The sequence below is a fragment of the Mammaliicoccus sp. P-M58 genome (genome assembly GCF_022386165.1).
Taxonomy (GTDB): Bacteria; Bacillota; Bacilli; order Staphylococcales; family Staphylococcaceae; genus Mammaliicoccus; species Mammaliicoccus sciuri.
On record NZ_JAJNJI010000011.1, the window covers coordinates 113,559 to 126,873 of the forward strand.

Annotated in this window: 15 protein-coding genes; 10 read left to right on the top strand and 5 right to left on the bottom strand. The window is 31.8% G+C overall.

The features are described 5' to 3' along the window. Positions 1 to 5: 5 nt before the first annotated feature. From hisD to LQ694_RS12275, 8 genes are all read left to right on the top strand, one after another. A complete protein-coding gene (gene hisD / locus LQ694_RS12240; protein WP_070369360.1) occupies positions 6 to 1,259 on the top strand; it encodes a histidinol dehydrogenase in 1,254 nt (417 codons plus the stop codon). A 16-nt stretch (positions 1,260 to 1,275) separates the two neighbouring features. After that, the gene (locus LQ694_RS12245) at positions 1,276 to 1,884 is read left to right on the top strand and encodes a cupin domain-containing protein (protein WP_081046997.1); all 609 of its coding nucleotides are present in this window, start codon (positions 1,276 to 1,278) and stop codon (positions 1,882 to 1,884) included. A 6-nt stretch (positions 1,885 to 1,890) separates the two neighbouring features. Continuing rightward, positions 1,891 to 2,580 (top strand): alpha/beta fold hydrolase, encoded by a 690-nt coding sequence (locus LQ694_RS12250; protein WP_070369359.1) that lies wholly within the window; start codon positions 1,891 to 1,893, stop codon positions 2,578 to 2,580. Positions 2,581 to 2,597: 17 nt separating this feature from the next. After that, positions 2,598 to 3,347: an HpcH/HpaI aldolase family protein gene (locus LQ694_RS12255; RefSeq protein ID WP_070369358.1), complete on the top strand. Its 750-nt coding sequence runs from the start codon at positions 2,598 to 2,600 to the stop codon at positions 3,345 to 3,347. 13 nt (positions 3,348 to 3,360) lie between these two features. Further along, positions 3,361 to 4,638 (top strand): amidase, encoded by a 1,278-nt coding sequence (locus tag LQ694_RS12260; protein ID WP_070369357.1) that lies wholly within the window; start codon positions 3,361 to 3,363, stop codon positions 4,636 to 4,638. Between the two features lie 4 nt (positions 4,639 to 4,642). Then, positions 4,643 to 5,749 carry an ABC transporter ATP-binding protein gene (locus LQ694_RS12265; RefSeq protein WP_058612070.1) on the top strand — a complete coding sequence of 369 codons (1,107 nt, stop codon included), beginning with the start codon at positions 4,643 to 4,645 and terminating at the stop codon, positions 5,747 to 5,749. A gap of 102 nt (positions 5,750 to 5,851) precedes the next feature. Further along, complete coding sequence (locus LQ694_RS12270; RefSeq protein ID WP_058612126.1) at positions 5,852 to 6,364, top strand: YfiT family bacillithiol transferase; 513 nt, start codon at positions 5,852 to 5,854, stop codon at positions 6,362 to 6,364. A gap of 146 nt (positions 6,365 to 6,510) precedes the next feature. Further along, complete coding sequence (locus LQ694_RS12275; RefSeq protein ID WP_048540470.1) at positions 6,511 to 7,818, top strand: CitMHS family transporter; 1,308 nt, start codon at positions 6,511 to 6,513, stop codon at positions 7,816 to 7,818. 85 nt (positions 7,819 to 7,903) lie between these two features. Here the strand turns inward: LQ694_RS12275 and trhO are convergent, their stop codons facing one another. From trhO to LQ694_RS12300, 5 genes are all read right to left on the bottom strand, one after another. Next, positions 7,904 to 8,851, bottom strand: a complete 948-nt coding sequence (gene trhO, locus LQ694_RS12280; protein WP_049320335.1) for an oxygen-dependent tRNA uridine(34) hydroxylase TrhO — start codon at positions 8,849 to 8,851, stop codon at positions 7,904 to 7,906. A 237-nt stretch (positions 8,852 to 9,088) separates the two neighbouring features. Continuing rightward, positions 9,089 to 9,565, bottom strand: coding sequence for a MarR family winged helix-turn-helix transcriptional regulator (locus LQ694_RS12285; protein WP_049320336.1), 477 nt, complete (start codon positions 9,563 to 9,565; stop codon positions 9,089 to 9,091). Positions 9,566 to 9,757: 192 nt separating this feature from the next. Continuing rightward, a complete protein-coding gene (gene spn, locus LQ694_RS12290) occupies positions 9,758 to 10,090 on the bottom strand; it encodes an SPIN family peroxidase inhibitor (RefSeq protein ID WP_058612072.1) in 333 nt (110 codons plus the stop codon). Positions 10,091 to 10,201: 111 nt separating this feature from the next. Continuing rightward, positions 10,202 to 10,678: a GNAT family N-acetyltransferase gene (locus LQ694_RS12295; RefSeq protein WP_058612073.1), complete on the bottom strand. Its 477-nt coding sequence runs from the start codon at positions 10,676 to 10,678 to the stop codon at positions 10,202 to 10,204. A gap of 20 nt (positions 10,679 to 10,698) precedes the next feature. Next, on the bottom strand, positions 10,699 to 11,730 hold the full coding sequence (locus tag LQ694_RS12300) for a S66 family peptidase (RefSeq protein WP_058612074.1): 1,032 nt from the start codon (positions 11,728 to 11,730) through the stop codon (positions 10,699 to 10,701). A gap of 139 nt (positions 11,731 to 11,869) precedes the next feature. Here LQ694_RS12300 and LQ694_RS12305 point away from each other — a divergent pair, with 139 nt between their 5' ends. Continuing rightward, positions 11,870 to 12,694, top strand: a complete 825-nt coding sequence (locus LQ694_RS12305; protein WP_196968424.1) for a class I SAM-dependent methyltransferase — start codon at positions 11,870 to 11,872, stop codon at positions 12,692 to 12,694. Positions 12,695 to 12,719: 25 nt separating this feature from the next. Beyond that, the gene (locus LQ694_RS12310) at positions 12,720 to 13,190 is read left to right on the top strand and encodes a peptide-methionine (S)-S-oxide reductase (protein WP_058612076.1); all 471 of its coding nucleotides are present in this window, start codon (positions 12,720 to 12,722) and stop codon (positions 13,188 to 13,190) included. Positions 13,191 to 13,315 lie beyond the last annotated feature (125 nt).

Consider the following 13,315-nt stretch of genomic DNA (forward strand, 5'->3'; position numbering starts at 1 on the left):
ATAAAATGGAGTTTTTAAAAAAATCAAATGCAGTAAGCGAACAAGAAAATAAAAATGTCGTGGATATTGTTTCTGACATAATCGATAACATTAAAAATAATGGTGATAAATCCTTAAAGGAATATGAACAAAAGTTTGGAAATTCAACTAGAGCAACGTTTAAACTTTCTGATGAAGAAATTAAAACACAAATCGAAAAATTAGATGAAGAAACAAAAGCATTAATCGATCAAGTTGTAACGAGAGTTAAGAATTTCGCAGAAGCTCAAATGAATAGTATGAAGCCTATAGACCAAGATTTTGGTGATGGTATTAGGATGGGACATAGAATCATTCCTATAGAGAAAGTTGGTGCTTACGTTCCGGGTGGAAGATATCCGTTATTATCGTCAGGGGTTATGGTTGTAGCCCCTGCAAAAGTAGCGGGTGCGAAGAAAATCATCGCATGTAGTCCAGCTGCATTTGAAGGATCCATACATCCTGCAACAGTTTATGGATTAGTCCAATCTGGTGTAGACGAAATATATGCTGTTGGTGGGGCACAAGCGATAGCATCAATGGCTTATGGAACTGAAACGATTCCAGAAGTAGATATTATTACAGGTCCAGGTAATAAATTTGTTGCAGAAGCTAAAAAACAAGTCTTCGGAAAAGTTGGTATTGATATGTTAGCTGGACCTAGTGAGGTTGTTGTGTTAGCGGATGGTAATTCTAGTCCAAAATTATGTGCATCAGACTTGTTAGCACAAGCAGAACATGATCCAAATGCTAGAGCGATTCTCATTACAACATCTAAAGAAAATGCTGAACAAACGTTACATGAAATTTCAGAGCAATTTAAGGCTTTTAAACAAGATTCACCAGTATTTGAATCTTGGGATAAGCATGGGGAGATCATCATAGCTGAAAATGAAGCAGAATTAATACAAGTCTCGGATGAAATAGCTGGAGAACATATCCATGTACATTGTCAAAACTATGAAGAAATTGGTAATCAATTAAACAACTTTGGCTCGCTTTTCTTAGGTGAAAATAGTTCTGTCGTATTCTCAGATAAAGTATCAGGTACGAATCATACATTACCTACAAATAAAGCTTCAAGATTTACAGGTGGGTTATGGGTTGGTACTTATTTAAAAGTTGCTACTTTCCAAGAAATAAGTGGTGAAGGTATTGATTTATTAGCAAATCACTCAGTTCAGCAATCCAATATTGAAGGATTGCATGGCCATAAAATGTCAGCATTTAATAGATTATAAAAAAGGGGAAATGATCATGACTAAAAAGACAAATTATACACAAAATGAACTAGAAAATAATTGGGTAGTAAGATTTAACGAAATTAAGAATCAAGCAATTCCATTAATGTTTATAGACAGTATTGTCCCTGGACATAACCGTTTAAATTATGCACTTATTGGTGATACAGCAAGTGAAAATGAAAACTATAGTCCACAAATAACTGAGCCACATGGGTTCCAAATTGGTATGGTGAAAGCACCTAAAGGAAATGGTCCAGCTTATCATACGCATGAATATATCGAAACATTTTTCATATTAACAGGTAAGTGGAGATTCTATTGGGGTAATAGTGCAGATGAAATTGAAGGTGAAATTATATTAGAACCTTGGGATATGATTTCTTTACCACCATATATGTTTAGAGGATTTGAAAATTTATCTGAGGAAGAATCTTGGATATTCTCAATATTAGAACAACATGAAGTGTTTGATAGACCTGATCCAATATGGGATCCAAAAGTAGTGAAAAAAGGTGAAGAATATGATTTCAAAGTAGATAACAAAGGAAAAATGATTCCACCGAGTAATTTTAAAGACCTTGAAAAAGAAATGGCTGAAAAATTAAATATGGGAGAAGTTTAATACAAAATGAATCATAAAAAAACTTTGATATTGTTACCTGGCATGTTATGTGATGAACAGTTATGGGAAAAGCAAATGGCATATTTTTCGGATAAATATCACGTTGTAATGGGAGATGTTACACAAGAAGATAGTATAGAGAAAATGGCAACGAGTTTATTAGAAGAAGCACCTGAAAAATTTGTTCTAGCAGGCTTGTCGCTAGGCGGTATTGTTAGTTTAGAAATAGTTAATCAAGCACCATCTAGAATTGAAAAACTTTTGTTATTTGATACAAATCCATATTTGCCTAATGATAACCAAATACAAAATTGGCATCATTTTAAAGCATTAACAGAGGCAAAAGAATTTGAAAAGATTACACGAGACTATCTATTATCTAATTTAGTTTTTAAACATACTCAAAATTTAGATAATCAAATAATGGATATGTCTCGTAATGTTGGAGAAGTTGCCTTATTAAATCAATTGAAATCATTAGAATTTCGACAAGACTACTATAAAACTTTAGCAAAAATTAAAAATGACACACATATTATTGTTGGAGAAAAAGATGAAGTATGTCCAGTAAGTTTTAGCAAAGAGATGAATCGTCAAATTGAACATTCAACATTAGACGTTATAAGCGATGCTGGGCATCTTGTAACGATGGAACAACCTGAAGCGGTAATCAAAGTCATGAAAAAATATATTTAAAAAGAAGGTTATCGATAATGGAAACATACATTTTAAAAGAAAAGTTAAATAAAGAACAGCAAGTTATCGGCGGCTTTTTAAGTTTAAATCATACATCCATTATAGAAATGATGGGATATTCGCATTTTGATTTTGTTGTTATTGATAATGAACATGGTGCCTTTAGCGAACCTGATATTTCAGAATTAGTTAAAGTCTCTAAATATGTTGGTCTTACGCCAATTGTTAGAACTGTAAATAAAAGTGATAAGATACAAAAAGTATTAGATAGTGGTGCACATGGCATACAAATACCCATGGTTAATAATAAGGAAGAAGCGGAATATGCTGTTCAATGTGCATTATTTCCACCTTTAGGTAACAGAGGCGTTTCATATTCAATCCCAGCAGCTAAATATGGTTTATATAATGGCAGAGAATATTTAGATCATGCAAATAAGCAACTAACAATTGCTATCCAAATAGAGACTGAAGAAGCTATCAGAAACATTGATGAAATATTAACAGTAGATCATATAGATGTTGTCTTTATAGGTAAGACAGATTTATCAATCAATTTAGGATTAGATATATCATCGAAAAAATTCCAAAGCATATTGGATGAATTGATTCTAAAAGTGAAAAATAGCAATAAAAAAATTGGTGTTGTGACAAGTAATGAACTGTCTACTGCAGAAGCGATTGATCAAGGAATTGATTATATCGTTGTCGTCATAAATTCGGTTATTTCAAATGCAATGAAGTCAGTCACAAATTTTAAAAAATAAGGCGATGTGAATAATGAGTATAAAGGCAGAAAAGTTATTGCGTGAAGCAAAACATATAATCGAAAAAATTAATAAAAGTCACAGTAATGCATTGATTAATTTTGATGAACATCTCGTTATGAATAGGCTTGAAAATCTTGAAATACCAAAAGAAACAAATATTGCTGGTGAATTTATAGTCATTAAAGATGTATTTGATATGAAAGGATTATTAACCTCGAATGGTACTTTATATGGAGAAAATCAATTATTTCCTGAGAAATCAGCATTTATCATTGAACAATTAGAAGAGCTAGGTGCCGTTATTTTAGCCAAATCAAATATGTATGAATATTCTTTAGGTGTGACGTCAGAAAATGAAACGTATGGCAATGTTATCAATCCTCTCAATCAGTACATTACTGCAGGTGGATCATCAAGTGGTTCGGCAGTAAGTGTGGCTGAAGGCATCGTTTCATACGCAATTGGTACCGACACATCGGGCTCTACTAGAATTCCAGCTTCGTGTAATGGAGTTGTTGGATTTAAGCTAGGGTATAATCCGCTTTATTTAGAAGGCATGACGACAATTTCTAAAGAACTTGATCATATTGGTGTATTTACACAAACAGTTCAAGATTGTCAGCGTCTGTTTAATAGTTTAAACCATTTGAAAGAAAAACCTAATTCAGAAAATAAACCTACAATTGGTGTGCCAAACGCTTTTTTCAATGAAGGAAATGATGAAACAATCAATAATATGATGTCATTTGCATATCATGTTCTACAAGCTATTGGTTATGAAATAGTTGAAATAGATACATCTTTCTTGATGAGTTTCGATCCTTTGAAAGTTTCTAGGACAATAGGTACAAAAGATATTTCTAGAACTGCATATGATAGAGAGAAAAAAGGTTTATATCCTTCAGAGCGTATTGTTTCTATAAATAAGCAAGGGGCATCGATTTCGAATGATGATTATAATGATGCATTAGATAAGAAACGTTATATTACACAAAAGTTTAATAAATTGTTTTCAGATGTCGATGTTATTTTAACACCAGTCATGCCAATTGTTACACCATTTGTGAATCAAGCATATATCAATAGACGTCATAAAGAAGAAGATATATCAGATGTAATGGTTCAATATACAAATATCTTTAATTTAACAGGACATCCTGCTATGTCTATTCCATCTGGCTATTATGCTAGAAAGATTTCTCAAGGTATTCAATTAATCGTGAATAATAACAATGAATATATACTATTCGATGTTGCAAATTCATATGAACATTATATAGAGGAGTGAATTTATGCCAAATATCCAATTAAATAATATTACTAAACAATATAATAAAAAGGGTCCCGTTATCGTAAAGGACTTTAATTTAAAAATTGACGATGGAGAATTCATTGTATTTGTTGGTCCATCAGGATGTGGGAAATCAACGACACTTAGAATGGTGGCAGGTTTAGAAGATATAACGGATGGAGATTTTTATGTTGAAGAAAAAAGAATGAATAATATAGACTCCAAAAATAGAGATATTGCGATGGTGTTTCAAAACTACGCATTGTATCCACATATGACGGTTTATAATAATATGGCATTCGGGTTAAAGTTAAATAAATTACCTAAAAATGAAATAGACAGTCGTGTAAAAGAAGCGTCGGAAATACTAGGGTTAGGCGAGTATTTAGAAAGAAAACCTAAAGATTTATCTGGTGGCCAACGACAAAGGGTTGCTTTAGGAAGAGCAATTGTACGTGATGCAGGGATATTTCTTATGGACGAACCATTATCAAACTTAGATGCTAAATTAAGAGTACAAATGAGAGCAGAGATTATTAAGATTCATAAAAGATTAAGTACAACAACTATATATGTCACACATGACCAAACAGAAGCGTTAACGATGGCAGATAGAATTGTGATACTTAACAAAGGTGAAATCATGCAAATTGGTACACCTAAAGAAGTTTATGATAAGCCAGAGAATTTATTTGTAGCTGAATTTATTGGATCACCTGCAATGAATATATTTGATGCTAAAGTTGTAGGTAAAGAATTACATCTAGGTAATATAGTAGTCAAAATCACAGAAGCTCAACAAAGATTAATTAAAAATAACGGATATGAAAATAAAAATATAAAATTTGGGATAAGACCTGAAGATATAAGAGATGAACCATTATTTATTGATTCTGATATAGCTTCACCATTTGAATCAGATGTTAAAGTTAGTGAGTTATTAGGGTCAGAAATTATGATTCACTCGGAATTAAATGGCAATTCATTTATCGCTAAACTAGACTCAAGAACGCAAAGTAATGCAGGTGATAAGATAAGATTGGCATTTGATATCAATAAAGCACATTTCTTTGATAGCGAAGACGGTAAAAGAATTCGCAATCAATAAAGTGTTCAAGATATTCTCACGACACGATCTGTTTAATTTTCATTAATCCTAAATATAACCTATAATAAAGATGAATTTAATCTAATGAAAAGGGTGATTATTGTGGATGTAAGATTTCCAATTGGAGAATTAGAATTACCTGAAAAAGTAACAATGAATGATATTAATCAGTGGTTAGATGAGATTGGTAACTACGCAAATCGATTAAGAAAAGTTGTTGATGGATTAAACGACGAAGCATTAAAGAAAAAGTACAGAGAAGGTAGTTGGACAGTTAGACAGCTTGTCCATCATATAGCTGATTCTCAACTGAATATGTATCAACGTTTGAAGATTGCTTTGACTGATGATAGAAAGCCAACGATAGTTGGTTTTGATCAAGAAAAATGGATTGAATTACCAGATAATGAATTACCTATCGAATGTTCACTTAGAATGTTAGAAGGTATTAATGAACGGATAGTTGCAGTTGGACGAAGTTTATCTGAAGAACAACTGAAACGCGCATTCATTCATGAAGATAATGGCGAAACAACAGTAGCCTTTAAAATCGCGAAATTATCATGGCACGAAGAACATCATTTAGCACATATTAAATTAGCTTTAAATAATTAATCACATTACCGTCCAAATTATATTTGGATGGTATTTTTTATAATAGTATAAGTTTATTAATATTCTGAAAATTTTTAAAATAGTCTATTGCGAATATTTATAAAAACGCTTACAATAATAAAATACAATAGAGGGGGTACTACAACATGAATTTGGCAATACTTGGATTTATAATGGTTATCATTTTTATGATTCTCATTATGAGCAAAAAGATGTCAGCTTTAGCAGCATTAATTATAGTGCCAACAGTTTTCGGACTGATTGGAGGGTTTTATTCTAAATTAGGCGAATATATGGTGGATGGACTATTAACAGTCGCGCCAACGGGTATTATGCTCGTATTCGCAATTTTATACTTTGGGGTTATGATTGACGCAGGATTATTTAATCCTGTTATTGAGGCGATTATGAAAGCTGTTAAAGGAGATCCAGTTAAGATTACAATTGGAACAGTAGCTTTAGCATCATTAGTTGCGTTAGATGGAGATGGCACGACAACTTTTATTATTACCGTTACGGCTATGCTTCCTTTATATAAGAAAATGGGCATGAACTTATACATATTATCAACGTTAGCATTACTATCTATTGGCGTTATGAATATGACACCATGGGGTGGACCAACTGCAAGAGCGATTTCTTCGCTACAGTTAACGACTGAAGAAGTATTTACACCGATTATTCCAGTGATGATAGCTGGTATACTATTTGCTGTATTTTCAGCTTATGTATTAGGTGTTAAAGAAAGAAAAAGAGTCGGTATTAAAAATCATTTAAGTTTAACACTTGATGAAATGCATAATTCTAATGGTACAGATGAAGATGAAAAAGCATTATTAAGACCTAAAATTGTGATTGTTAATGCACTTTTAACAATATTGTTATTAATCGCATTGATTACAAGTTTCTTACCAATTCCAGTATTATTCATGATAGGCTTTGCAATTGCATTACTAATCAATTATCCAAGCCTTGAAGTGCAATCTGAATTGATTAAACGTCATGCAGGCAATGTATTAGCAGTTGTAGGTTTAGTGTTTGCGTCTGGAATTTTCACAGGGGTTATGAATGGTACTGAAATGGTAGATGAGATGGCAAAAGCATTAGTAAATGTCATTCCTGAATCAATGGGGAATCACTTCGCACTCATCACAGCAATCTTAAGTATGCCATTCACATATTTTATGGCCAATGATCCATTTTATTATGGTATTTTGCCAATCTTAGCAGAGTCTGCCCAACAATTCGGTGTAGCAAAAGCTGAAATGGCGAGAGCATCCATATTAGGACAACCATTACACGTATTAAGTCCACTTTACGCTGCCGGTTATTTATTAGTCGGTATGTTAGGCATAGATTATGGTACAAACCAAAAAGTTGTTATGAAATGGGCAATAGGTTCCTCAGTATTTATGATATTTGTTGCTGGTATAATAGGTGTTATTTCGTTTTAATTAATGATACATAATTTCCATAGGCATCACCAAACCCCCTTACTACTCGATTAGTAAGGGGGTTTATTTAGTGATATTTTTTGTTTTATACTAATGCTTTAAAGTTTTCTAAGCGGTTTGCTTTTTCTTCTTCGCTAATGTTGTGTGCTTTTACGTAACGGTTTCTTTCATGTGATGCACATTCGTGTGAGCATGCACCTAGATATTTGTGTTCGTTTTCTTCTGTAACTAAGAATTGACGGTTACATTCTGGGTTACTACAGTTAATGTATCTTTCACATGGTGTGCCATCGAACCATTCTTTACCGACTACTGTTTTCTCAACTTGGTTTACGTCTACGCTAATTCTTTCATCGAATACGTACATTTTACCGTCCCAGAATTCACCTTTAGTTTCTGGATCTTTACCGTAAGTTGCGATTCCGCCTTCTAATTGGCTTACGTCTTCAAAACCTTCTTTTAATAAGAAGCCTGAGAATTTTTCACAACGGATACCGCCTGTACAATAAGTGACGATTTTTTTATCCATAAATTGTTCTTTATTTTCTTTAATCCAGTCTGGTAAATCTCTGAATCTTGTAATATCTGGACGAATTGCACCGCGGAAGTGTCCTAAGTCATATTCGTAATCATTTCTAGCGTCAATTACGATTGTATCTTCTTCTAATAAAGCTTCTTTAAATTCTTTTGGTGATAAGTAGTTACCCGTTAATTCTCTAGGGTCTACATCATCTTCTAAGTCTAATGCTACGATTTCTGGTCTTGGACGCACGTGCATTTTCTTGAAAGTATGTCCTTCTGCTTCGTCGATTTTGAATGTAATACCTTCAAATCTTTTGTCTGCTTTCATTTGTTCCATGTATTTATCTGTGTCAGCTTTCGTACCTGAAAGTGTACCGTTGATACCTTCAGTTGCTACTAAAATACGTCCTTTAAGTTCAAGGTCTTTACAAAATTCTAAGTGTTCTGCTGCAAAAGTTTCGGGGTCAGTAATTGTTGTATATTTATAAAACAATAGTACTCTATAATCCATTTTCTTATCTCCTCTAATTCTCTTTTTTTATTTATATAATATGTCAATTTGAATGTATCTAGTTGATATGGAACAATTTTTATATGAATGCACATTTTTATCCTCATTATATTGTATCAAAAAAGTTGCATTTTTCAATTGTTTGATTTTGTAAAATAATATGAAATCGTTTTTATCTATCATTTTGTGAGAATTCGAGGGTGAAATGGAGTTATATTGACTGATATATTGAGAAAGTTAAACTTGTAGTTCGCCTTCTTTAATTTCTTTTGTGCGATCGCCAAAGTGGTTGTCTAATTTAGTTAAAGTGGATATAAAGTTCGTGAATTCTTCGTCAGGTAATATTTTTAATAAGTAATCTAGATTTGTGATACATATTTTATTCAATTCTTTAATTTTTTCACGACCAACTTCTGTAACAAATACATGGATTCTTCTATTATCTTCCTTGTCCATTTTCTTTTCTACGAAGCCTTCTCTAATTTGTTCATTTAATAAACGACTTAAATTCCCTTTATCCATGTCTAGAGACTCAGCAAGTCCAGCTAATGTCATACCTTCATTTTCACTAATAAAGTACAATAAGTTCAGGTAATTTAATGAATAACCATTGTTATTAGCAACATGTCCACATAGAAATTTAAAATTAGAATTCAATCGTAAAAGCTTAGTTTTAAAATCTTGTAATAAATCTTCTCTCTCTATATTTTCCATATTGTATTCCTCCATTAAATTAATTAATGCATTAAGATTTTACCAAACTTTCAATCATTAAAAAAGTAAAATTTCTTAAATAGTATAAAAAAGTTTAGTTGTTAAGTACAATTAAATGAATATGAATCATAATATGTAAATTCACATAAAAAGTTGAATAGCATGTATGATGCCATTCAACTTCGTTATTTCTTATTTCCAACCTTTATGATTTCTGTATTTATAAAAAGCAGAAACATCAATATTTTGTTTTTCAGCAGTTTTAATAACTTGTCCTACATTTTTAAAGCCTAATAATTTAAAATAATCAATAAGTTGTTGTTTAGTTAATGAGTCAGTATCTTTGTTTAATAGAGCTGCTAAATCTTGATCAGTATGGAAAGGTAAGCGCGTATCATCATGAAGCGTTAATCCATTTTGAGAATACGTTCTAGCATTAGCATGATGAGAATCAGTAACACTTACCGCACCAAAACCTAGAATAACAGCAGATAAAGTAACAGGAATTAATTTTTTGAATTTCATGTATAACCATCTCCAATCATTTGATGACTTGATTATAATATAAAAATTTCCAAAAAATAGGCAGTTAAAAGTTATTTAATAATAGTTAAGAATGAGTTAAGAAATAGGGGATTACAAATCCTTCTCCATTAATTTTGTTAAATCACCATCGTTATTTATTTCTATGCCGGTATCTACAAAGCCTAATTTAATATATAGCTCATATGCAATTTGATTTGGAATATCTACTAAGAGTGCAATGTGTTTTATATGTGGCATATGTTCTGATAAGTAATGATTGAGTTGCTGTAAGCTTTCTTTTGCACAGCCTTGTCTTAAGTATCGTTTATCTGTTGATAATGATCTTACAAAGATTGTGGATTCATCAGGTGTTGAAAAGTACTTTGTAAATTCACTATGTTCATGCAAGACGAAGAATACAGCCAGATTATCATCTTCTGTTAATCCTAATATGCAATGTCTGTTTTTATTTTGTGCTGCCAGTTCAATATTTTCTTGTGGAGACTTTGTAAACTGAAGTTGTGAATCATCCATTTGATATGACTGAACTTTGTCGTAATAATTGTCGTTATATGCAACTAATTTCATAGTAGTCCTCCAATTTGATTTTAATTTGAAACAGTTTTTTCTTTAATGGTAAAGGATAATTGCTCAGTATTAATTTCGGCTGTTACACTATAAGGTAATATGCATTTTGGTTCATTATGACCAAAGCTAGCATTATATAGAACAGGTGTATCTTCAATTTCCCATTCTTTCATCATTTTCTTCCAAATATTTTTGATTTCTTCTTTGTCCGTACCGTTTGCAGGTGTTCCAATGATAATACCATTTACATTTTTTAATATACCAAGGTAGCCAAGTGTTCTGATATTTTGTTCAATAATTAAGGTATTATTAAAGCTACCTGAATTCTCTATGAATAAGATAGCATCTTTAAAAGTAGATGAACTTGGAAATAGGTCAGTTCCTCGAAGGTTATTTAACGTTTCTAAACAGCCTCCAATAAGTTTGCCACTCACTATGCCACTACCATTAATTAATTCATATTCTCCTTTATTTATATATCCTCTTTGAATCATTTGATTTTCTTTTTCCCATCTAACGTTACTATCTCGGATATAAGTTGCGTTTTTAATATTGTGAGAAGCGTCAGTTGTGAATAGAGTTTTGTAAATATGGTCTATTGTATATTGATCCATCGCTACATTTTCAGCAAAATCTGTTAAAAGTGCTGGTCCATAATAAGTTGTGATACCTAATTTGTAAAAATACATATGTAAAGAAGTGATGTCTGAGTAACCTAAGAATATCTTGGGATTATTTTTTATAATATTTTGGTCCAGAAAAGGTATGATCCTGATTGATTCTGCACCACCGATACAATTAATAATTGCTTTAACTTCTGGGTCAAGTAATGCTTTATGTAAATCGTCAGCTCTCTTCTCAGGATGATGATATAAATATTCGCTTCCTGCCAATGTATTTGACATAACTTTAACATTCAGATGAAAAATGGATTTGAGACGTTCAATACCTTGATAAGTTCTCCATATAATAGATTCATCTCCAGCAATACCACTAGATAATGAAATAATTGCTACGGTATCTCCATACTTTAATTTTTGAGGTAATATCATTTTTTTACACCTACTTTTTGAGATTTATTGTATTTTATCATAATTTGAATAGCCTTCCTTAAAAAGAATAAAAAGTTTAAATTGACATTTTTTTACAATGTGTAATAATAAATTTAAAATTCTAGTGGGAGGCTATGATATGTCAGAGTTAAAAGGAATACCTGAATCTATGTTAATACCACTTGCTGCTAAGGCGAGAGAGACTTTAAGTGATATGCCAATTATCGATGATCCTTTATCTGTTAAAATAATAAAAGAAATAGATGATCTTTTACTTGATACATATGTAGACTGGCTATCACAGCTTGGTATTAGTATTAGGACTGAGATTTTAGATGAAATTGTTATAAACTTTATTAATCATGCTAATCATCCATTTATTATCAATATTGGATGTGGGCTAGATACGCGTCTCAGTCGATTGAAATTGAACAAGATTCCATGGATTGATATTGATGTACCAGAAAGTATAAATCTTAGAAAACGATTTTTTAATGAAACATATTTTTATAAAATGATTAATAAGTCTATGTTTGATTATAGTTGGATTGATGATGTTAAACGTAATGTACATTTTAAAGAAGATAGTGAGATTTTAATAATATTTGAAGGTGTGTTAATGTATTTTGAGAAAGAAGAAGTTGAAGCTGTGAATAAAGAAATCGCTCGGTCATTTAATCAGCATCATTTAGTAATTGCTTCTGAATTTTGTTCAAAGTTTATGACTAAACATACAAATAATCATCCATCTGTTTCTAAGCTTTCTAGTAAACCATTATTTAAATTTGGTTATAATAATGTGGTAGAGCTAAAAGATATTTTGCCAGAAAATTGGAAAGTTGTTAAAGAATATAATTACTTTGATAGATATTCACATAGATGGCGCTATTTGAAGTGGTTTAAGTATATAGTCTATCTTAAAAATCGATTTAATAATAAAATTGTAATAATCAAAAACACTTAATATAAAAGTGTAGTGGGAGTTGGCTATGGAAACGATATATTTAGCAGGTGGTTGTTTATGGGGCGTACAAGCTTTTGTAAAGACGTTACCTGGTGTAATAGAGACTGAAGCAGGTAGGGCAAACGGAAGTAGTCGTACTCTTGAAGGTGAATATGACGGTTATGCAGAATGTGTAAAGACTGTATTTGATCCTGCAATCGTTCAAGTAGAAGATTTGATGTCATACTTGTTTGAAATTATAGACCCATATAGTGTGAACAAACAAGGTGAAGACGTCGGGTTAAAATATCGAACAGGTGTCTATAGTGAAGAAGCGCATCATTTAGAAGATGCACGTCAATTTATAGCAAATAGAAGTGATGCAGACCGAATTGCAGTTGAGGTTAAACCTTTAGAGAATTATGTACGAAGCGCAGAAGAACACCAAGACCGTTTAGAAAAATGCCCAGATGATTATTGCCACATTTCCCAAGAAATGATGAATAAATATAAATAAAAGAGATATGAGAGGTGGGGGTTAGAGCCGCCGAATTTATCAAGACTGGCCAAACAAGATAAATAGAAGTGCTGTATTTATCAAGACTGACCAAACAAGATAAATAGAAGGTTTGTATTTATCAA

Excerpts from the sequence above, each read along its gene's own strand:
- LQ694_RS12250 (WP_070369359.1), top strand. The coding sequence starts at position 1,891 with ATGAATCATAAAAAAACTTTGATATTGTTACCTGGCATGTTATGTGAT.
- spn (WP_058612072.1), bottom strand. The coding sequence starts at position 10,090 with ATGAAATTCAAAAAATTAATTCCTGTTACTTTATCTGCTGTTATTCTA.
- LQ694_RS12295 (WP_058612073.1), bottom strand. The coding sequence starts at position 10,678 with ATGAAATTAGTTGCATATAACGACAATTATTACGACAAAGTTCAGTCA.
- trhO (WP_049320335.1), bottom strand. The coding sequence starts at position 8,851 with ATGGATTATAGAGTACTATTGTTTTATAAATATACAACAATTACTGAC.
- LQ694_RS12285 (WP_049320336.1), bottom strand. The coding sequence starts at position 9,565 with ATGGAAAATATAGAGAGAGAAGATTTATTACAAGATTTTAAAACTAAG.
- LQ694_RS12300 (WP_058612074.1), bottom strand. The coding sequence starts at position 11,730 with ATGATATTACCTCAAAAATTAAAGTATGGAGATACCGTAGCAATTATT.
- LQ694_RS12265 (WP_058612070.1), top strand. The coding sequence starts at position 4,643 with ATGCCAAATATCCAATTAAATAATATTACTAAACAATATAATAAAAAG.
- LQ694_RS12260 (WP_070369357.1), top strand. The coding sequence starts at position 3,361 with ATGAGTATAAAGGCAGAAAAGTTATTGCGTGAAGCAAAACATATAATC.
- LQ694_RS12310 (WP_058612076.1), top strand. The coding sequence starts at position 12,720 with ATGGAAACGATATATTTAGCAGGTGGTTGTTTATGGGGCGTACAAGCT.
- LQ694_RS12275 (WP_048540470.1), top strand. The coding sequence starts at position 6,511 with ATGAATTTGGCAATACTTGGATTTATAATGGTTATCATTTTTATGATT.
- LQ694_RS12245 (WP_081046997.1), top strand. The coding sequence starts at position 1,276 with ATGACTAAAAAGACAAATTATACACAAAATGAACTAGAAAATAATTGG.
- hisD (WP_070369360.1), top strand. The coding sequence starts at position 6 with ATGGAGTTTTTAAAAAAATCAAATGCAGTAAGCGAACAAGAAAATAAA.
- LQ694_RS12305 (WP_196968424.1), top strand. The coding sequence starts at position 11,870 with ATGTCAGAGTTAAAAGGAATACCTGAATCTATGTTAATACCACTTGCT.
- LQ694_RS12255 (WP_070369358.1), top strand. The coding sequence starts at position 2,598 with ATGGAAACATACATTTTAAAAGAAAAGTTAAATAAAGAACAGCAAGTT.